Origin of the sequence: Streptomyces sp. NPDC093111, assembly GCF_040683955.1 — a bacterium.
GTDB lineage: Bacteria > Actinomycetota > Actinomycetes > Streptomycetales > Streptomycetaceae > Streptomyces.
Map to the genome: position 1 here is coordinate 22,405 of NZ_JBFBNW010000034.1, position 18,556 is coordinate 40,960.

The 18,556-nt window shown below is 73.1% G+C and carries 15 protein-coding genes; 4 read left to right on the forward strand and 11 right to left on the reverse strand.

Annotated elements, in window-relative coordinates; translation table 11 throughout:
- Positions 1–57: 57 nt before the first annotated feature.
- A complete protein-coding gene (locus tag AB0Q96_RS37040; RefSeq protein ID WP_365333389.1) occupies positions 58–873 on the reverse strand; it encodes a response regulator transcription factor in 816 nt (271 codons plus the stop codon).
- Positions 874–1,185: 312 nt separating this feature from the next.
- On the opposite strand from AB0Q96_RS37040, the gene AB0Q96_RS37045 reads away from it, so the two are divergent.
- Complete coding sequence (locus tag AB0Q96_RS37045; protein ID WP_365333391.1) at positions 1,186–2,508, forward strand: hydrolytic protein; 1,323 nt, start codon at positions 1,186–1,188, stop codon at positions 2,506–2,508.
- Positions 2,509–2,806: 298 nt separating this feature from the next.
- Here AB0Q96_RS37045 and AB0Q96_RS37050 read toward each other — a convergent pair whose 3' ends face one another.
- The 3 genes from AB0Q96_RS37050 to AB0Q96_RS37060 form a co-directional block, all read right to left on the reverse strand.
- Positions 2,807–4,657 carry a DUF4157 domain-containing protein gene (locus AB0Q96_RS37050; protein ID WP_365333393.1) on the reverse strand — a complete coding sequence of 617 codons (1,851 nt, stop codon included), beginning with the start codon at positions 4,655–4,657 and terminating at the stop codon, positions 2,807–2,809.
- Positions 4,658–4,822: 165 nt separating this feature from the next.
- Entirely contained in the window at positions 4,823–5,263 is a 441-nt protein-coding gene (locus AB0Q96_RS37055; RefSeq protein ID WP_365333395.1) for a hypothetical protein, read from the reverse strand.
- The gene (locus AB0Q96_RS37060; RefSeq protein WP_365333397.1) at positions 5,260–6,738 is read right to left on the reverse strand and encodes an APC family permease; all 1,479 of its coding nucleotides are present in this window, start codon (positions 6,736–6,738) and stop codon (positions 5,260–5,262) included. Before AB0Q96_RS37060 ends, AB0Q96_RS37055 begins: the two co-directional genes overlap by 4 nt.
- 202 nt (positions 6,739–6,940) lie before the next feature.
- Here AB0Q96_RS37060 and AB0Q96_RS37065 point away from each other — a divergent pair, with 202 nt between their 5' ends.
- Both AB0Q96_RS37065 and AB0Q96_RS37070 read left to right on the forward strand, forming a co-directional pair.
- Entirely contained in the window at positions 6,941–7,240 is a 300-nt protein-coding gene (locus tag AB0Q96_RS37065; RefSeq protein WP_365333399.1) for a DUF1876 domain-containing protein, read from the forward strand.
- Positions 7,241–7,665: 425 nt separating this feature from the next.
- Complete coding sequence (locus AB0Q96_RS37070; RefSeq protein ID WP_365333400.1) at positions 7,666–9,069, forward strand: hypothetical protein; 1,404 nt, start codon at positions 7,666–7,668, stop codon at positions 9,067–9,069.
- Here AB0Q96_RS37070 and AB0Q96_RS37075 read toward each other — a convergent pair.
- From AB0Q96_RS37075 to AB0Q96_RS37095, 5 genes are all read right to left on the reverse strand, one after another.
- Positions 9,066–9,701, reverse strand: coding sequence for a CBS domain-containing protein (locus AB0Q96_RS37075; protein ID WP_365333401.1), 636 nt, complete (start codon positions 9,699–9,701; stop codon positions 9,066–9,068). The genes AB0Q96_RS37070 and AB0Q96_RS37075 overlap by 4 nt on opposite strands.
- A gap of 106 nt (positions 9,702–9,807) precedes the next feature.
- Positions 9,808–11,115, reverse strand: coding sequence for a serine hydrolase domain-containing protein (locus AB0Q96_RS37080; RefSeq protein ID WP_365333403.1), 1,308 nt, complete (start codon positions 11,113–11,115; stop codon positions 9,808–9,810).
- An 86-nt stretch (positions 11,116–11,201) separates the two neighbouring features.
- A complete protein-coding gene (locus AB0Q96_RS37085) occupies positions 11,202–12,938 on the reverse strand; it encodes an FAD-dependent monooxygenase (RefSeq protein WP_365333405.1) in 1,737 nt (578 codons plus the stop codon).
- A gap of 94 nt (positions 12,939–13,032) precedes the next feature.
- Entirely contained in the window at positions 13,033–13,698 is a 666-nt protein-coding gene (locus tag AB0Q96_RS37090; RefSeq protein WP_365333407.1) for a GntR family transcriptional regulator, read from the reverse strand.
- A 132-nt stretch (positions 13,699–13,830) separates the two neighbouring features.
- Positions 13,831–15,000, reverse strand: coding sequence for a CoA transferase (locus AB0Q96_RS37095; RefSeq protein ID WP_365333410.1), 1,170 nt, complete (start codon positions 14,998–15,000; stop codon positions 13,831–13,833).
- A gap of 137 nt (positions 15,001–15,137) precedes the next feature.
- Between AB0Q96_RS37095 and AB0Q96_RS37100 the strand changes: the two genes are divergently transcribed.
- Positions 15,138–16,343 carry an acyl-CoA dehydrogenase family protein gene (locus AB0Q96_RS37100; RefSeq protein WP_365333412.1) on the forward strand — a complete coding sequence of 402 codons (1,206 nt, stop codon included), beginning with the start codon at positions 15,138–15,140 and terminating at the stop codon, positions 16,341–16,343.
- A 22-nt stretch (positions 16,344–16,365) separates the two neighbouring features.
- Here AB0Q96_RS37100 and AB0Q96_RS37105 read toward each other — a convergent pair whose 3' ends face one another.
- Positions 16,366–16,869, reverse strand: a complete 504-nt coding sequence (locus AB0Q96_RS37105; RefSeq protein WP_365333414.1) for an FBP domain-containing protein — start codon at positions 16,867–16,869, stop codon at positions 16,366–16,368.
- Positions 16,870–16,960: 91 nt separating this feature from the next.
- The gene (locus AB0Q96_RS37110; RefSeq protein WP_365333416.1) at positions 16,961–18,442 is read right to left on the reverse strand and encodes a PLP-dependent aminotransferase family protein; all 1,482 of its coding nucleotides are present in this window, start codon (positions 18,440–18,442) and stop codon (positions 16,961–16,963) included.
- Positions 18,443–18,556: the final 114 nt, after the last annotated feature.

Here is an 18,556-nt window from a genome sequence, read left to right on the forward strand (position 1 = left end):
TCCCGAGGGGCCGGTGCGGTCGCGCGCGCCGCCCGCACCGGCCCGAACGAAGGCCGGTCAGATCAGGCCGTTGCGCAGGGCGTAGCCGACCGCGTGGGTGCGGTTGCGCAGTTCGAGCCGGGTGATGACCTCGTGCAGGACGTTCTTGACGGTGCGTTCCGAGTACGAGGTCGTGCGCGCGATCTCGGCGGTGTCCAGGCCCTCCGACACCAGGCGCAGCATGTCCGCCTCGCGCTGGGTGAGGGTGGAGAGCGACGAGGCCTGCGGGTCGAGCGTGGAGCGCTGCAGGCTGCCGACATGGCTGAGCAGTTTGGCCAGCAGGTCGCCGGGGAGCACGCCCTCGCCGTTCGCCATCGCCAGGACCAGCCGCAGCAGGCGGTCCTGGTCGGCCTCGGCGCGCCGCAGCACCGCGGTCACCCCGCAGTCGATGGCCCGCTGCAGCGCGTCGCCGGACTCGAAGGTGCCGACCACGAGCCCGGTGCGGGTACGGGAGTTGTGCCGCAGCCGGCGCAACAGCGCGGCCGTCTCGTCGTCCACGCTGTCCACGGTCACCAGCGAGACGCGCGCCTCGGCGGCACGCGCCCCGTCGAGGAGCTCGACCTCGGGGCGCTGGCGGAGCTGGTGCACGACCCCGACGTGCAGGATCGGGTCCGAGGCGTACACGGCCACGGTGATCCGCCGGTCGGCGAGGCCGGACGGCGACCGCGGCGCGGGCGGGGTCTCTATGAGGTCCCGGGGGCCGGAGGCGTCGTGGGTACGGGGCAGGTCCCGGTCCCGGGCGGCGCCCTGGTCCCGGGCGGAGTGCTGGGCGGGCACGGTGAGGGGTCCGGTGCCGGACGCGGTGACGGGTCCGCTGTGCTGAGCTCGGCTCATGAGTCGCTACCTGTTCGGTGTCGGTTGAGACGTGCGCGGAGAGGAGGAGCGAGGAAGGACGTGATCGATGCGAACGACGTGAGTGGTGCGAGCGGTGTGGGTGGTGCGAACGACGTGAGTGGTGTGAGTGGTGTGAGTTGTGCGCGTGGCGGGTCGTGGAGGGAGAGGTGCGGGCGCGGGCGGGAGTTGCGGGGGTGCGGGGGACGCGCGGGGCGCGGCGTCGGCGGGGCGCCCCTTTCAGGCACCGTGTCTGCCGGGGCGTTGCCCTCGCATCCGTGGAGCCCCCGGGGCCTTCGGCCTAGCGTCGCCGGGGTGACGTCCTCAGCTGCCTCTTCCAGCGCTGGCGCGCCCGGTCTCGACATCCCGCGGGTGTCGGTCGTCCCCGGCGGCACAGCGACCACCAGCCTCACCGTCCGCAATGACGGCGACATCGTCGAGGCGTACCACCTGGAGGTCGTCGGCGACTGTGCCGCCTGGACGACGGTGGAACCCGAGCGGGTGTCCCTTTACCCGGGCACCACGGAGACGGTGACGATCCGTCTGGAACCGCCGCGCTCGCCGCGGGTGCGGGCCGGGGACGTGCCGCTCGCCGTACGCGTGCTGCCGACCGAGCACCCCGAGGCGGTACGGGTGCCGGAGACCGTCGTGCACGTCGAGGAGTTCCGGGAGCTGCGCACCGCGCTCGCGCCCGGCCGCAGGCGGGGCTGGCTCCGTGGCCGGTACCGGCTCGCGGTCCGCAACGAGGGCAACGCGCCCGTACGGGTGGCCTTCACGGCCGGTCAGCAGGGCGAGGAGCTGAAGTTCGACTTCCGGCCCATGGCGCAGGACCTGGAGCCCGGCGAGTCGGCGGAGGCGGCGCTGCGGGTCCGGGCCGGCCGGCCGGTGTGGTTCGGCACGCCCACGACGTGGCCGTTCACGGTGGCGGCGACCGAGGCCCGGGACGGCGCCGAGCCGTCGGACCCGGCGCTCGTCCGGCCGCCGGTGGAGGCCGAGTTCGTCCAGATACCGGTCTTCCCGCGCTGGCTGCTCGTGCTCCTCGCCGCGCTCGTCGCGCTGCTGGTCGCCTGGTTCGCGCTGGTCCGCCCCGCCGTCCGCAGCACCGCCAAGGAGGCCGCCGACGAGGTGGTCCAGAAGCGTCCCGCGCCCACCGCCGTCCCGAGCGTCCGGCCGCCGGGGACGGGCGACGGCAAGCAGCCCGGCGGTACCGGCGACAAGCCCGGCACCGGCGGCGACGGCGGGACCGGGACCGGACCCGGGACCGGTCCCGGGACGTCGGCGGGACAGCAGGGCTCCGCCACCATCGACCTGGAGACCCGCGGCGGCGAGACCGCGACCGGCACCTACACCGTGCCGAAGGGGAAGACGTTCGGGATCACGGACATCGTGGTGGCCAACTTCCAGGGCGACGAGGGTGTCATGACCATCGGCTTCGGCGATCGCAAGATCACGACGATCGCCCTGGAGACGTTTCGCAACCAGGACTACCACTGGGTCACCCCCATCAGGATCAACGAGAGTCAGACCGTGACCATCCAGGTGACCTGCGCGAAGCCGGGCACCCCGGCCACGGGCCGTCGAGCGCAGAAGTGCCACGAGGTCCTCAACGTGAGCGGGATGCTCAACGACCTGAGGTGACCGGCGGCGCGGCCCATCCTCGGGCATCTTTGCGTCCGCGCAATATCACCCCCGTTTCCGCTGTCCGGAAAATACATCCACCACGTGACGGCCAACCGTCCGGATTGCCCGGTACGTTCGCGGGGCACAACGGGACGGATCGGCGGACTTCGGTCCGCCGATCCGCGTTTCGGCCAGTCTCAAGGAAGACCGGTATAGAGCGCTCTCAGAACAGGTGCGAAGCCCCGGCCCGCCGGACCGGGCGCGGCCATGACCCGCCGCGCGCCGGCCTCGGCGGGCCGTTCGAACCGGGCGCGGGTCACGGGCTGTCGGGTCCGGGTCCGGTGCGGCGCCGGCTGGTGTCGCCGGACTGCCCCCGGTCGTGGCGGTACGCCTCCTCCGCCCAGCGCGCCAGGTCGTGCAGCTCGGTCCTCAGCTGGTCCCAGGTCTTCATCTGGCTGCCCATGGTGCGGATCTCGAAGGGGACCATCACGGCACCCGCCTCCTCGTGCGGGTCGATCTGGTTCATGCCGCCGAAGACCCGCTGCTGGAACACCTTCGGAGTGCCCTTGATCGCCGACCAGGCGAAGGAGAGGAGGGACACCGGGCCGCCCTCGACGTCCCGGGTGGCCTTCTCCTTGAAGTCCAGCTGCGTGCCCTCGCCGGAGTCCTCCTGGTATCCGGCGAGGAGGGTGAGGACGTCCTCGCCCCGCCTGTTCAGGAAGCCCCTGAACTCGGTTTCGAGGAGCGCGCGGACGTCCGACAGCCGGGACCGGGACAGCACGGCCGTCAGGTTCTTGATCTGGCCGCGGTCCTCCTCCTCCGCGACGTAGTCCGCCACCGCCGCGACCTGTGTGAAGAACAGCTGGCAGTAGCCGTCGAGCGCGTCCGTGTCCAGCTGCTTGCGCTTCTTCGTGGTGCCGGCGTCCCCCTCGTACATCGCCACGACCGCCGCGGCGAAGCTCTTCGCCTGGGTGAGCCGGAACCGGGCGCGCCGGTTCGGTGCCGTCGGCGTGGCGGGGGCGGCGGTCCTCAGGTGGTCGAAGAAGAGGGGCATGCCCTTCAGCGGCACGCCGACGGAGTAGTGGACGAACAGGCCGTCGCCCAGGCCCGGTTGACCGGAGTGCTCCGTGTACGGGAGGCCGGGCGCGACGCGGGCCTCCGCGCCGGCGGTCAGGATCTCCAGATCCAGCGTCATGTTCGCCAGGGGCGCCATGTCGGCCGCCCCGTAGAAGGCGTCCCGTACCGTGCGGATCTCGTCGACCAGCCGGTCGAGCCGCTCGTTCCCCGCCTCGTTCTCCGGGCCGACGACCTTGACCGCTCCGGTGACGAACTCGATGTTCGAGTACCCGGCACCGTCGTTCAGGGAGCGCTTGTCGGAGACGACCTTGAAGTCCTCCTTGGTGCTCTTCGCCAGGTCGGTGTCGCCCTCGTACATGTTCCCCTGGGCGTTCTCCACGGGGAGGCTGATCTCCGTCTCGAAGCCGAGCATGCGCTGCACGGGCGCGTCCGGGCGCCCGCCCGGGGGCGTGGCCCGCCCCGGGGTCCGGGCGTCGGGCGCCCGGCCGGGTGCGGGCCGGGGCCGCGCGGCCATCACCCGGGTGGCGTTGGCCTCGGCGGCCCGCTCGAAGGCGTCGGAGGGGTCGGACAGCGACAGGCCCGCACCGTTGTCGGTGCCGGGGACGGGCCCTCCGCGCTGCTGGACGACGTGGGTCAGCTCGTGCGCCAGCGTGTGCTTGTCCCCGCCGCCGGCCCCGATGACCACGTCCCGCCCGGACGTGTAGGCCCGGGCTCCGATCTCGGCGGCGGAGCGCTGGGCCGTCGCCCCGGTGTGGACCCGTACATCGGAGAAGTCCGCGCCGAGCCGCTGCTCCATCTCCGCGCGCAGCGGCTCCCCGAGGGGCCGCCCGGGGCGCCGGAGGACGTCGTGGACGAGGGAGCGGCCCGGGGCCGGCTCCTGGTTCCCGTCGCTTTCCCGTTCCCGTTGTACCGCGCGCGCCACGGCCGCGTTGCCGATGCGCGCCTGCCACGCGGCGGCGTTCGCGGGGGAGACGGCTCCGCGCGCCGGTCCCGCGGTCGTCCGCGGCTCCTGGGCCGTCGTGCCCGTGCGGGCGTTCCCGGCCGGCCGGTCCTCGGAGGTGCCGTCCCGGCCCCTGGTCTTCGCGCGCACGAGCTGCCTCCCGGTCGACGGCCAACGGCTCCTGCCCCGATGGTCCCGCGCCGTGCCGCGCCCGACCAGTCCCGGGAGGGCAGTGCGGGGGCCCTCGTGGCTGCACCCCCGCCCGTGCGACGGGCGGGGGTGCGGGCGGACGTGCGGGTCCTCCGGAAGGTGCGGTCACCTCTTCACGGTGTCGTCCGTCTTCAGGTCGTCGACGGCCTTGTCGAAGCCGTCGACCTGGTCGGGGCAGTAGACCTGGAGGACGATCCGTTCCGCGTCCACGGCCTTGGTGTCGGCGATGATCGGGCGGTTGCCGGGTCCCGTGGCACCGTTGGACAGCTGCTGGATCCGGTAGAGCGCCGTCTTCAGGGCGCTGTCGGGGTCCTCGCAGACCTGGCCGCCGTCCGTGCCGAGCAGGCGCTGGACGGTGTCCGTGTCGGGGGCCGGGTAGCCGGCCTTCACCAGCTCCTGGCTGAGCTGGTCGGCCTTCTTCTGGCTCTCGTTCGTGCGCTTGAAGCTGGTGTAGCGCACGAGACCGGCGATGAGCAGGCCCACCAGGATGGCGATGGCGCCCCAGTAGATCCACTTGTGCTCGGAGGCGAAGCGGGTCGGGCTCATGAGAGGTCTCCCTCGCTGGGGGTGCCCTCGCCGCCGGTGGCCGCCGCCGTGCGCCAGCTGGGCTTGCGGACCTTCAGGAAGATCCAGGGGATGAGGAGGCCGAGGACCAGGAGGCCGCACGCGATGAACAGGACGTACGAGAGCACGCTGCCGCCGCCGAACTGGGAGGGCGGCACGAAGCCGATCGCCATCGCCGCCAGCGAGGCCAGCAGGCCGACGGTGCAGACCAGGCCGAGCATCGGCACGCGGTAGCCGCGCGGGTGGTCGGGCTTGTTCTTCCGCAGCCGCATCGCCGCCACGAACATCAGCAGGTAGACGATGAGGTAGACCTGTGTGGTGATGGTCGAGAAGATCCAGTAGACGCTGGAGACGTTCGGGATCAGCGCGTACATGAGGGCGATGACCGAGGTCACGACGCCCTGGGTGACGAGGATGTTCTGCTGGATGCCGAACTTGTTCAGCTTCTGCAGGAACGGCGGCAGGTAGCCCTCCTGGCGGGAGATCTCCAGGAGGCCCTTGGACGGCCCGGCGAGCCAGGTCAGCATGCCGCCGAGGGAGGCGGAGATCAGCATGACGGCGGCGATCGGGGTCATCCACCCGACGTCGAAGTACGAGAAGAACGCGTCGAACGCCTGCATGACGCCGGCCGTGAGGCTGAGCTGGTCCGCGGGGACGACCCAGCTGATGGCGAGCGCGGGCAGGATGAAGATGAGCAGCACCAGGCCCATCGCCAGGAACATCGACTTCGGGTACTCCTTCGCCGGGTCCTTCAGCGAGGAGACGTGCACCGCGTTCATCTCCATGCCGGAGTACGACAGGAAGTTGTTGACGATCAGGACGAGGCTCGCGAGGCCGGTCCACTGCGGCAGCAGGTGGCTGGAGTCCATGGGCGCGGCCGAGGGGTTGCCCTGGCCGAGGAAGACCATGCCGAGGACGACGAGGACCGTGCCGGGGACCAGGGTGCCGATGACCAGGCCCCAGCTGGACAGCCCGGCCAGGGCCTTCGTGCCGCGCGAGGAGACCCAGACGCCGGTCCAGTACAGCACCATGATCACGATCGCGGTGTAGACGCCGTTGGAGGCGAGCGAGGGATCGATGACGTACGCGATGGTCGAGGCCACGAAGGCCAGCAGACTCGGGTAGTAGAAGATCGTCATCGCGAACTGGCACCACACCGCGAGGAAGCCCAGCGGCTTGGTCAGCCCCTCGGCCACCCAGCGGTAGACGCCGCCGCTCCAGCCGGAGGCGAGCTCGGCGGAGACCAGCGCGGTCGGCAGCAGGAAGACGATGGCCGGCACGAGGTACAGGAACACGCACGCGAGGCCGTACACGGCCATCGTCGGCGCCGCCCGCAGGCTCGCCACCGAGGCGGTGGTCATCAGCGCGAGCGTCACCCAGGTGAGCGTGGGCGGGGTGGCGGCGCGGGTCTCCGCACGTTGTTTCGGCAGATCGGCCGGTACGTCCATCGATGCCATGGGCCCTCCTCAGGTACGGCCGCGATGGACACCAGCGTCGGCGGGAGCGCGGACATCCGCAGTCGGGGTCCGCCGGACGGGTGAGCGAAGGACCCTCTTGGCGGCGTGTCGCGTCCGCGCGCCGTCGGACGGATGCTGAAGGGAGAGGGCCGCGCGGCGCTCCCGCGTGGTCCGCGGGCACGAGCGCACGAGGAGGCAGGCCATGACGCGCCACCTGGAGTGGAAGGTCGGCCTGGATCTGGTCGAGGAGGGCGGCAGGACCAGGGCGGAGGCGCACCTGGACACCGGCGCGTCCACCCTCACGGGCCGCGGCACCGCCCGGTGCAACCCGGCGGACGTGGACGTGCCGGCGATCGGCGACGAGCTCGCCGCGAGCCGGGCCATGAAGGATCTGGCCGGAAAGCTGATGAGGGAGGCCGACCGGGAGATGGAGGCCGTGGGCGCCGACACCGTGCCGCGGCGTACCGGACCCGGATACGGCTGGCCGGAGGCGGTCTCCTGAGAGGGCCGCCGCACCCCCCCCGGGTCCGCCGGTGCCGACGCACACCGGCGGGCCCCCTGTTTCCCGTACGCGCGTACGTCAATGTGGCGCCCGTGAATTCACCTGCTCCTGTGGCGTGGGGTCGTCACGTGGCGGTGGCATCCGGTCAGCACGGGCGGTGCGCGTGGGGACCGTGTCGCCCAGGGTGCGGGAAGGGGCGCGGCGGAGGGCGCGGGGGCCGGCGGCAGGGCTGTGACGCGGGGTGCCGGGGCGCGCAAACCTCCGGGCCCGGGGTGGCCGGGACTCCCTCGTCGCGACTGTACGTGACCCTGGGGCGGGTGCTGGGCTACGGAGCGTTCCCGGTCCCGTCCGTCCGTACCGCCCGCAGCGCGGGGGCCGGGTCGGCGGGGCGACGGCGCACCGTCGACCGACAGGAGACGTCAGCAATGAGCACACCTCCTCCCGCCCCGCTGCGGGTCGCCCTCGTCAACGGCAGCTTCGAGCAACCGCCCGTCACCGACATGGCGTTCCTGCCGGACGCCTCCCAGACGCAGGCCCCGAGGAGCGTCCCGGGCTGGCGGACCACCGCCACGGACCACATGATCGAGCTGTGGCACTCCGGTTTCAACGGCGTGCCGTCGGCGGACGGCGAGCAGTTCGCCGAGCTCAACGCCAACCAGGTCTCGACGCTGTACCAGGACCTCCCGACCACCCCCGGCACCAAGCTGTACTGGCGGCTCTACCACCGCGGCCGGCAGGGGCAGGACACCATGGCGCTCGACATCGGCGCCCCGGGCGGCGTGGTCGAGCAGCGCACGTTCACCGACGGCAACACGGCGTGGGGCTACTACACCGGGACGTACATGGTCCCGGCCGGGCAGACCACCACCCGCTTCGCCTTCCGTTCCGTCTCGGCCGCCGGCGGCAACCAGGGGATCGGCAACTTCCTCGACGGGATCTTCTTCGGCACCGCCCCGTACGTGGTGCTCACCAAGACCGCGATCCCGGAGGGCCCGCTCGACGTCGGCGACGTCGTCACGTACCGGATCAACGCGAGGAACGAGGGCGGCGGCGCCGCCGAGCGGCTCGTCCTCACCGACGCGCTGCCCGCCGGCACCACGTACGTGCCCGGTTCGCTGCGCGTCATCGACGGTCCCAACAGCGGGGTGAAGACCGACCGGGCCGGCGACGACCAGGCCTCCTACGACGCCGCGGCGAACGCGGTGGTCTTCCGGCTGGGCACCGACGCCTCCGCGACCCAGGGCGGCAGCCTGGCCAACACCGCGGCCCTGCCGGGCGGCACGACCGTCGAGTACCGCGTCGTGCTCGGCCTGGGGACGGCCGGGACCCGCGTCACCAACACGGCGAGCGCCGCCTACGAGAACCGGCTCGGCCCCACGCCCGAGACGCTCACGGCCACGTCCGACGAAGCCGTCACCGTGGTCCGGCCGGCCGCCGACCTGGACGTGACGAAGGCCGCCGACGCCACCACCGTCACCGTCGGCCAGACCGTCGTCTACCGGGTGACCGTCCACAACGCCGGCCCCAGCCCGGCGACCGGCGTCACCGTCACCGACCGGCTCCCGGCCGGCCTCGCGTTCCTCTCCTCCGAGGCCTCCCGTGGCACCTACGACCCCGCGACCGGCCAGTGGGCGGTCGGCGACCTGCCCGTCGGCGGGCGCGCGACCCTCGTCCTGCGGGCGAAGGCGACCAGGACCGGACTGCTCACGAACACCGCCTCGGTCACCGCCGTCGAGAAGGACCCCGACCCGTCCGACAACACCGACTCGGTGAAGGTCTGCGTGGAACCGGCTCCGGCCTGCTGCGACCCCTGCATCCCGCGCGGCTAGGCGTTCTCCGGTGTGGCGGACCCCGGTGACGGGTCCGCCGCGTCCTGGTCCCCGTAGGACAGCCGGTCCACCACCTCCACCACCCCGTCCACGTCCTCGCAGAGGCGCACGAAGATCGGCCCGACGCCCTTGCGGGGCAGCGAGCCGGTCAGCGTCACCCGGCCCTCGGACACGTCGATGTGGAGGGACGCGGGGGAGAGGCCCAGGATCCGGGTGACGACGTCCTCCAGGATCTCCTCCTGGATGGCCCGGTCCCGCCGCAGGAAAAGCTGGAGCAGATCGCTGCGGCTGAGCACGCCGATGAGCCGCCCCTCCACGTCGACGACCGGCAGCCGCTTCACCCGGTGGCGCTCCATCACCCGTGCCGCCTCGACCGCCGTCCAGGACGGGCGGGCGACGACGACGGGGCTCGACATCATGGCCTCGGCGGAACTCGGGCCCTCCTTGGCCGTGTGACGGCGCAGCAGATCGGCCTCCGAGACCACCCCCACCGGCCGGTTCTCCGGGTCGACCACCGGTACGGCCGTGATGCCGTACTCGTCCAGCAGCCGCGCGATCTCCTTGAACGGCGTGCCGGGCTGGACCGACACGGCGGTCGGCGTCATGAGGTCGGCGACACTGCGGTGCCTCATTCTTCGTCCCGTCCCTTCTCGACTCCTTTGTCCATGATCCCTCACGGGACCCGGAGGACGGAGCCGAGGGGCGGCCCGCCCGCGCGAGGGGCCGGGAGACGGACCGTCAGGGGGCCGGGAACCTGGTCTCGGGCGGTGTCGAGGCCGGGGACGAAGAGGCGGGCGGCGTCGAGGCGGCCGGTTCGGTCGGCTTCGGCAGGTCGAACACGTGGGCCGGGGTCACGATCTCGGTGATCGCCTTCCCGAACAGCGTGCTGGGCTCCACCTGGTCGTGCAGGATGTCGGTGTTCAGGAGCACGACGAGGGTGGCCTGTTCCTGCGGCAGGTAGAGCGTCAGGGACTCGTAGCCGGGCAGCGAGCCGTTGTGGCCGGTCCAGCCCTCGACCTTGAAGATGCCGAGGCCGTAGCCGGTGTCCGGCGTCCCCGTCGAGCTGACCTTCAGCCGCTGCGCCTGCGTCTCGGGGGTCAACAGCGTGCCCGTGGCGAGGACCTTGGCCCAGGTGCGCATGTCCTGGAGGTCGGAGATCATCGCGCCGGCCGCCCAGCCCCAGGACGGGTTCCAGTCGGTGGCGTCCTCGGTCTGTCCCGTCGCCGTCTGGTTGGTGTAGCCGTGGGCGTGCGGGTGCGGGAACTCCGCGCCGGTCGGGAAGAGCGTGTGCCGGAGGCCGGCCGGCCGGACGACGTTCTGATCGATGTAGTCGTGCAGCGGCTTGCCGCTGACCTTCTCGACCAGCAGGCCCAGCAGGATCGTGTTGGTGTTGCAGTACTCGAACTCCGCGCCCGGCTCGAAGTTGACCGGGTGCCTGAACGAGTAGTCCAGCAACTGCTGCGGGGTGAAGGGGCGTCTGGGGTTGGACGTGAAGGCCTTGAAGAAGTCCTCGTCCGCCGAGTAGTTGAACAGACCGCTGCGCATCCCTGCGAGCTCCCGCAGCGTGATGCGGTCCCCGTTCGGCACGCCGGTGATGTACTTCCCGATCGGGTCGTCGAGGCGGACCTTGCCCTCGTCCACGAGCTGGAGCAGCGCGGTGACCGTGAACGTCTTCGTCTCGCTGCCGATCCGCATGTACAGGCCCGGGGTCATCCGCTGCCCCGTCGCCTTGTCGGCGGTGCCGAAGGCGCGGATGTACTCGCCCTTGCCGGGCGCGGACAGCGCCACCATCACGCCGGGCACCTTCGCCTCGCTCATGACGGCCTGGACCGCCTTGTCCAGTCGCGCGGCGACGGCAGGGCTGAGCTGGGGGAACTGCTCCCCCGAGGGGGACGGTGCGGTGGTCGACGCCGAGGCGGCGGCCGGCGGTGGTGGAGCGGGGGCGGTCACGCCGTACGCGGCTCCCGCCGCCGCCGGGACGGCCAGGGTGCCGGCGAGGGCCACACCGATGCCGAGCTTGCGCCAACGGGCCTGCGAGTTCCTCACGGCAGCCTCCTGCCACACGAGGGCGACACTCCTCTCCAGGCTAGGCCCGTGACCGGGCTCCCGCACGACGAGCCCCGCGCACCCCCTCACGCGCGGAACACGCGGGCGAGCCCCGCGGCGAGGCCCTCCGCCGTGGGCGGGTGCAGCCGGGCCCCCAGATAGCCATCGGGCCGTACGAGAAGGGCCGTTGGCGCCCGTACGGAGAGGATCCGGGCGAACTCGCCCCGCGCGTCCCGGTAGACCGGAAGCCCCGGCGCGCCCACCCCGTTGGTGGCGCCCCCGTCGGCGGCGAGCAGCACACAGGTCCGCACGGCACCGTGCGACAACTCCGCCGCCCGCGCCGCGAGTCGGGCGAAGTCGTCGGCCGTCCGGTCGTCGCCGTACAGCAGCAGCAGGTGGTCGCGGCCCCGCAACAGGTCGAACAGGCGAAGGGGTTGGGCGGCGAGCACGGTCGTGAGGCCCGTACAGTCCGGGACCCGGTCGCCGGGGCGGGGGCCGGGGGCGTCGTCCCTGGTGCCGCCGTCGCTGGTGCCGCCGTCCGTGATCGGGCCGCCCCGGTAGCCGACGAGCAGCTGCGCTTCGCGCATCAGCAGTGTCCGCGGGTCCTCCGGATCGGCCTGCACGCCCCCGCTCGCGTGCCGCACGGTGCGCCCGACGACCTCCTCGCCGACCGGGCGCCGCTCGGCGTCGTAGCTGGCGAGCAGCCCGGGGTGCGCCGTCCCCTCGACGGCGAGGGAGAGCTTCCACGCCAGGTTGTACGCGTCCTGGATGCCGGTGTTCATGCCCTGCGCACCGGTCGGTGGATGGATGTGCGCCGCGTCGCCCGCGAGGAACGCCCGGCCCTCGCCGTACCGTTCGACCAGCCGGTGGCTGATGCGGAACACCGAGGACCAGCGCAGTGCCGAGGCCGTCGCGGGCCGGGGCGAGAGCCGGTCCAGGACCTGCTGGAGGTCGGCGAGCGCCGGCGGCCGGGCTCCGCCGTCCAGGCCGTGGGCCACCCCGTCCGCGGGCCCGGGGTCCTCGGGGCGTGGCGTGGAGAGTTCCGGTGACAGTCTCATCGACACGCGGTAACGCCCCTGCCCCGGCAGCGGGATGCACACCAGGACGTCGTCGTCGGCACCGTCCGCGCCGCCCCGGCGCGTCGAACGCACCGCGTACCAGGGCGGCAGGTCCCAGTCGACCACGACGTCGCCCAGCATGTACTCCTCGGGGAACGCGCCGCCCTCGAAGCCGAGGGCGAGCTGTTTGCGCACCACACTGTGCGCGCCGTCGCAGCCCACCAGATACCGGCAGCGGACCTCCTCCTCCACCGGCGGCCCCGTGTCGCGGGCCGAGACGAGCCGGGCGGTCACCCCGTCCGCGTCCTGCCCGAACGACACGAGCTCCGTGCCCCGTTCGACGCGGGTCCCGAAGCCGGTCAGGAACTCCTCCAGGATCCGCTCCGTCTCGTACTGCGGCAGCGCGGCGAAGCGGTACGGCACCTCGGGCGGCAGGACCAGGTCGAACCGGGAGCGCTCGACGCCGTCGACGTAGAGGAGCTGCCCGCGCAGCGGGACGGCCGCCTCCAGCGCGGCCCGCACGCAGCCCATCCGGTCCCAGACCTCCAGCGTGCGGGGCTGGATGCCGATCGCCTTGGCGTACGGGAGGCGGGCCGGCAGCCGGTCGACGATCCGCACTCCGGTGCCGCGACGGCGCAGCTCGGCGGCGGCGGTCAGGCCGACCGGTCCCGCGCCGACGACCAGCACGTCCAGCACGCCGCGCCCGTCCGCGCCGACCGTACGGGGTCGGGGCCCGCCACGGAGGGTGTCGTCGTCGCTGCGCATCGTCGGCGCCTCCTGACCCGTGGCCCCTCCACCATGGTCGGCCGGAGGGCCTGGCGGCGCACCCGCGCGACCCGGCGCGCGGCGCGGGCCCGGCTCACTCCACGGCGAGCACCGCGCGCAGCGCGGCGACGGCGTGGTCCCGGTGCTCGTCCAGCCACCGCACCGTCGCGTCGGTGTCTCCGTTGACCAGCGCCGACATGACCCCCCGGTGCTCGTGGACGGCCTGCTCGCGGTGGGTGTCCTCGGTGTAGTAGAGCGAGCGGTAGGCGTCGGTGGCGTCCCAGAGGGTGCCGATGAGGCGCACCAGGCGGGGCATCCCGGATGCCTCGATCAGCGTGAAGTGGAAGCGGCGGTTGGCCTCGGCCATCGCCGCGACGTCCCCGGCGTCCGCCGCCCGCTCGACCTCGCGCTGTATCTCCTCCAGGGCGTCGAGGGTGCCCTCCGGCATGCGGCGCGCCGCGGTGCGCACGGCCTCCGTCTCCAGGAGCCGCCGGATCCGGTAGATCTCCTCCAGGTCCTCCAGGGACAGCTCGGCCACGAAGTAGCCCCGGTGGACGTGGTGCACCACCAGGCCCTCGGCCTCCAGCGCCTTCAGGGCCTCGCGCAGCGGGACCCGGCTGACGTCGAGCCGCGCCGCCAGGGTCTCCTGCCGGATCGCGCCGCCCGGCCGCAACTCCCCGGAGGTGATGGCACGTCGCAGCTCGGCCAGGACGAACTGCTGGGCGGTCGGTGGCCGCCGCTTCTCCAGCGCGCTGCTCATCGTCGTGACCTCTCGTTCGTGGTTCGCCGTACATCCTGCATCTTGCTACGGACCGAGCGCCGCGTGCCGAGCCTGTGGACAACCCGGCTTCGACCGGGGGCGGGCCGGTGCGGCGGGCGCCGGCGGACCAGGTCAGGGCTCGGGGTGCGCCAGTTCGGCCAGGAGCTCGTCGGTGTGCTCGCCCAGGCGTGGGGGAGCGGTGCGGTAGGCGGCGGGGGTCGCCCCGAGCGTGATCGGGTGGGCGACCTGTCCGGGGCCCGCTAGCCCGGCCGGAACGCGCGGGGCGAGACCGAGGCGGTCGGCGAGGGCGAAGGCGGCTTCCAGGTCGTTGATGGGGCCGCAGGGCACTCCGGCGCCGGTGAGCTCCTCGAACCACGCGTCGGCGGTGCGCCCCGCCAGCGGTCCGGCGAGCTCCCCGACCAGTTCTTCGCGATGGGCGACGCGGGCGGTGTTGGTGGCGAACCGGGGGTCGTCGGCGAGGCCGGGGCGCCCGATCCGCTCGCACAGCACGCGGAACTGCCGGTCGTTGCCCACGGCCAGGACCAGCGGCCGGTCGCTCGCCGCGAACTCCTCGTACGGGGCGATGCTCGGGTGCCGGTTGCCCATGGCGCGCGGGACGACCCCGGCGGCGAGGTGCGCGGCGGCCTGGTTGGTGAGCGCGGAGAGCAGCGAGGTGAGCAGCGAGACCTGCACCAGCTGGCCCTCGCCGGTGCGTTCGCGGTGCCGCAGGGCGGCGAGGACGCCGAGGCCCGCGTGCAGACCGGTGATCACGTCGACGAGGGCGACGCCCGCCTTGGTGCCGGTGCCGCCGGGTTCGCCGGTGACGCTCATGAGGCCGCCCATGGCCTGGACGAGCAGGTCGTAGCCGGGCAGGCCGGCGCCCTCCGCCGTGCCGAAGCCGGTCACCGAGCAGTAGACGAGGCCCGGGTTGGACGCCCGCACCTTCTCGTAGCCGAGGCCGAGCCGTTCCATGGTGCCCGGGCGGAAGTTCTCCACGAGGACGTCGGCGCGGTCGACGATCGCGCGGGCCGCCGCCAGGCCGGCGGGATCGGTCAGATCGAGCGTGACGGAGCGCTTGTTGCGGTTCACACCGAGGAAGTACGTGGCCTGCCCGTCGGCGAACGGAGGGCCCCAGGCGCGGGTGTCGTCGCCGGTGCCAGGGCGCTCGATCTTCACGACCTCGGCCCCGAGGTCCGCGAGGAGCATCGTCATGTACGGGCCGGCGAGCACCCGGCCGAAGTCGGCGACGACGATTCCGGACAAGGCGCCCGGAGGGAGCGTCTCCGGGTGGTCCATGGGCATTCCGCTCTCCTTCGTCGGCGATCGGGATGTCCCCGGACCGTACGCATCGGATAGCGGATATTCAAGACTGGATCCAATATCCAATCTGGGGCTAGGCTGCGGCACGCCGAGTTGCCACAGTCGCCAGGAGGCCGTCCGTGAAGTCGTCGCCGCAGCCGTCGCGTTCCTCGCAGTCCGCGCCCGTCCATCCGCTCGATCTGCTCGCGATCGACGGACTGCTGACCGACGAGGAGCGCGAGATCCGCCGCACCGTCCGGGCCGCGGCGGACCGCGACCTGCGCCCGCACGTGGCCGGCTGGTTCGACGAGGGCGCCATCCCGGCCCGCGAACTCGCCCGCACCCTCGGCGGACTCGGCGTCCTCGGCATGCACCTGGAGGGCTACGGCTGCGCGGGCACCAGCGCCGTCGCGTACGGCCTGGCCTGCATGGAGCTGGAGGCCGTCGACTCCGGCCTGCGCTCGCTCGTCTCCGTCCAGGGCTCCCTGGCCATGTACGCCATCTGGAAGTTCGGCTCCGAGGAGCAGAAGCAGCGCTGGCTGCCCGGGATGGCCGCCGGCGAGTACATCGGCTGCTTCGGCCTCACCGAGCCGGACGCGGGCTCCGACCCCGGCGCCATGCGCACCCACGCCAAGCGCGACGGAGCGGACTGGGTGCTCAACGGCACCAAGATGTGGATCACCAACGGCTCCGTCGCCGACGTGGCCGTCGTCTGGGCCCGCACCGAGGAAGGCGTCCGCGGCTTCGTCGTCCCCACCGACACCCACGGGTTCAGCGCGCCCGAGATCAAGCGGAAGCTCTCCCTGCGCGCCAGCGTCACCAGCGAGCTCGTCATGGACGACGTGCGCCTGCCCGCCGACGCGATGCTGCCCGGGGCCCGCGGCCTCTCCGGCCCCCTCGGCTGCCTGAACGAGGCCCGCTTCGGCATCGTCTTCGGCGCGCTCGGCGCGGCCCGCGACTGCCTGGAGACCGCGATCTCCTACGCCGCCGACCGCACCGTCTTCGCCCGCCCGCTCTCCTCGTACCAGCTGACCCAGGCCAAGCTGGCCGACATGTCCCTGGAGCTCGGCAAGGGCATGCTGCTCGCCCTGCACCTCGGCCGCCTCAAGGACGCCGGCGCGCTGACCCCCGAGCAGATCAGCGTCGGCAAGCTGAACAACGTCCGCGAGGCCATCGCCATCGCCCGCGAGTGCCGCACCATCCTCGGCGCGAACGGCATCACCCTGGAGTACCCGGTGCTGCGCCACGCCAACAACCTGGAGTCGGTCCTCACGTACGAGGGCACCAGTGAGGTGCACGCCCTGGTCATCGGCAAGGCCCTCACCGGCGAGCAGGCCTTCCGCTGACCCCTGCGGGCCAGGGCCCGTCCTAGCCCGCCGTCACCCGGTCCACGAAGGCGTGCAGGTTGCCCATCATCCGGTCGACCCGCTCCGCCACGCTCAGGGACTCCTCCTGCCGGAGGCCGCGCAGCCGGGGCTCGCGCCTGCCGCGCACGTAGAGCGGGCAGGCCAGGTCGGCGCAGACGTACGTGCCGATGGTGTTGCCCTCCCGGCCGCGGCTGCCCGCGAGCGGCGCGGCCAGCAGGGTGACGCCGGACGAGGCGTGCGAGGTCAGGCAGACCTGGCACATGCTCGACTTCACGGCGCTGGTACGGCTCACCGAGGGCACCCGCAGGGTGACGCCGACCGGGCCGTCCGGGCGGGGGACGACGAGATGGGCGCGCAGCGGCGCGCCCGGGTCGACCCAGCCGAGGAAGTCGAGGTCGGGCCAGGGCAGCTCGGCGAAGTCGAGCGGCGTCTTCATCCGGGCCGCGTCACCCTTCGTGCAGTTCACGAAGGACGCGCGGATCTGTTTGTCGGTCAGAGGTTCCACCCTGGGACGGTACACACAGCCCGTTGCCCGGGGCATCCGGTTATCGGGCGAGCGGGCCGCCGGCGCCCGGAACGCCGGCCCCCGCGGAGGCTCAGGCCACCCACTCCGGCAGGCCCGGCTCGGCGGCCCGGGCCGGGGCGCCGGCCAGAGCCGCCGCGAGGCGCTCGGCCGCCGTCTCGTACACCTCGCCCGGCAGCGTGTACGGGATGCGCAGCCGGTGCTCGTGGGTGCCGGGGTCCACCCCGAACCGCGCGCCGCCCTCGACCCGGATCCCGTGCCCCAGGGCCCGCGCCGCGAGCTGCGAGGCGATCGGACGGCCCAGGTCGATCCAGAGGCACAGGCCGCCCGGCGGCAGCGTCCACCGCCACTCCGGCACGTGCCGGGCGAGCGCGTCCACGAGCGCCTCCCTGCGCCGCCGCAGCTCCGCCGCGCGGTCCGGGAGCAGCGGGTCGATCCGGTCCATCAGCGCCACCGCGACCAGCTGGTCCAGGACGGAACCCGCCAGGTCGTGCGTGATCCGCACCCGGGCCAGCTCCGTCACCATCCGCGATGAGGCCCGGGCCCAGCCGACCCGCAGCCCGCCCCAGACGCTCTTGCTGAGCGAGCCCACGCTGATGATCTGCTCGCCCGTGCCCGGTCCCGCCGAGGCCGCGAACGGGCGCGGCGCCGGCACGTCAAGGGCGATGTCGGCGAGCGTCTCGTCCACGACCAGCCACGTACCGGTGGCCCGCGCCGCCGCGGCCACCTCCCGGCGCTGGTGCTCGGGCATGAGCCGGCCGGTCGGGTTGTGGAAGTCGGGGATCAGATAGGCGAGCCGCGGCGCGGTCTGCCGCAGCGCCGCGTCGATCAGCCCGCTGTCCCAGCCCGTCTCGGTGACCGGCACCGGGGTGATCCGCAGCCGGTGGTTGCGCATGGCGTCCAGGGCGTTGGTGTACGAGGGGTTCTCCGCGAGCACCCGGTCGCCGGGCCCGCCGAGCAGCGCGAGGGCCAGCGCCAGGGCCTGCTGGGCCCCGGTCGTCACCAGAATCTGCTCCGGCCGGGTCGGCAGCCCGCGCGCGGAGTACCGGTCGGCGATGGCGGCGCGCAGCTCGGGCAGGCCGTACGGGTGGTAGCCCTGGGACGTCGCGTACCGGGGCAGCTCGGCGGAGGCCGCGGCCAGCGCCTCGGCCAGCACTCCCGCGGGCGCCTCGGGGGCGGCGAGGGCGAAGTCGATCACGGTCCCGGTGTCGCCGTGGATCGCGGCGGGACCGATCGGCGACTGCCCCTCGGGGAGCGCCGTCCAGGTCCCCGCGCCCTGACGGCTGTGCGCGTACCCGCTCTCCCGGAGCAGGTCGTACGCGGAGGTGACGGTGGTCCGGCTGACCGCCAGCGCCGACGCGAGCTCGCGTTCGGCGGGCAGCCGCATCCGCAGCGCCACCCGCCCGTCGAGCAGCGTCTCGCGCACCGCCCGGGCCAATTCGCGGTAGCCGAAACGCCCCTCCGGCGGCGGGGTGAGCAGCGCCGCCAGCTGCCGGCCGCTCAACACGCGGTCCGCGACCGTGACCACGGTACGGACCACTCGACCCTGTGCCATGCCAATCACTCCTCATTGGCTGTGCTGTCCAGGCCAATAAGGCTACAGACTCCCGTCAAGTGGCCCGTGGGTCAGGGCCAGATCGGGAGCTGGGGGAGAGGAGCGCGCCATGGA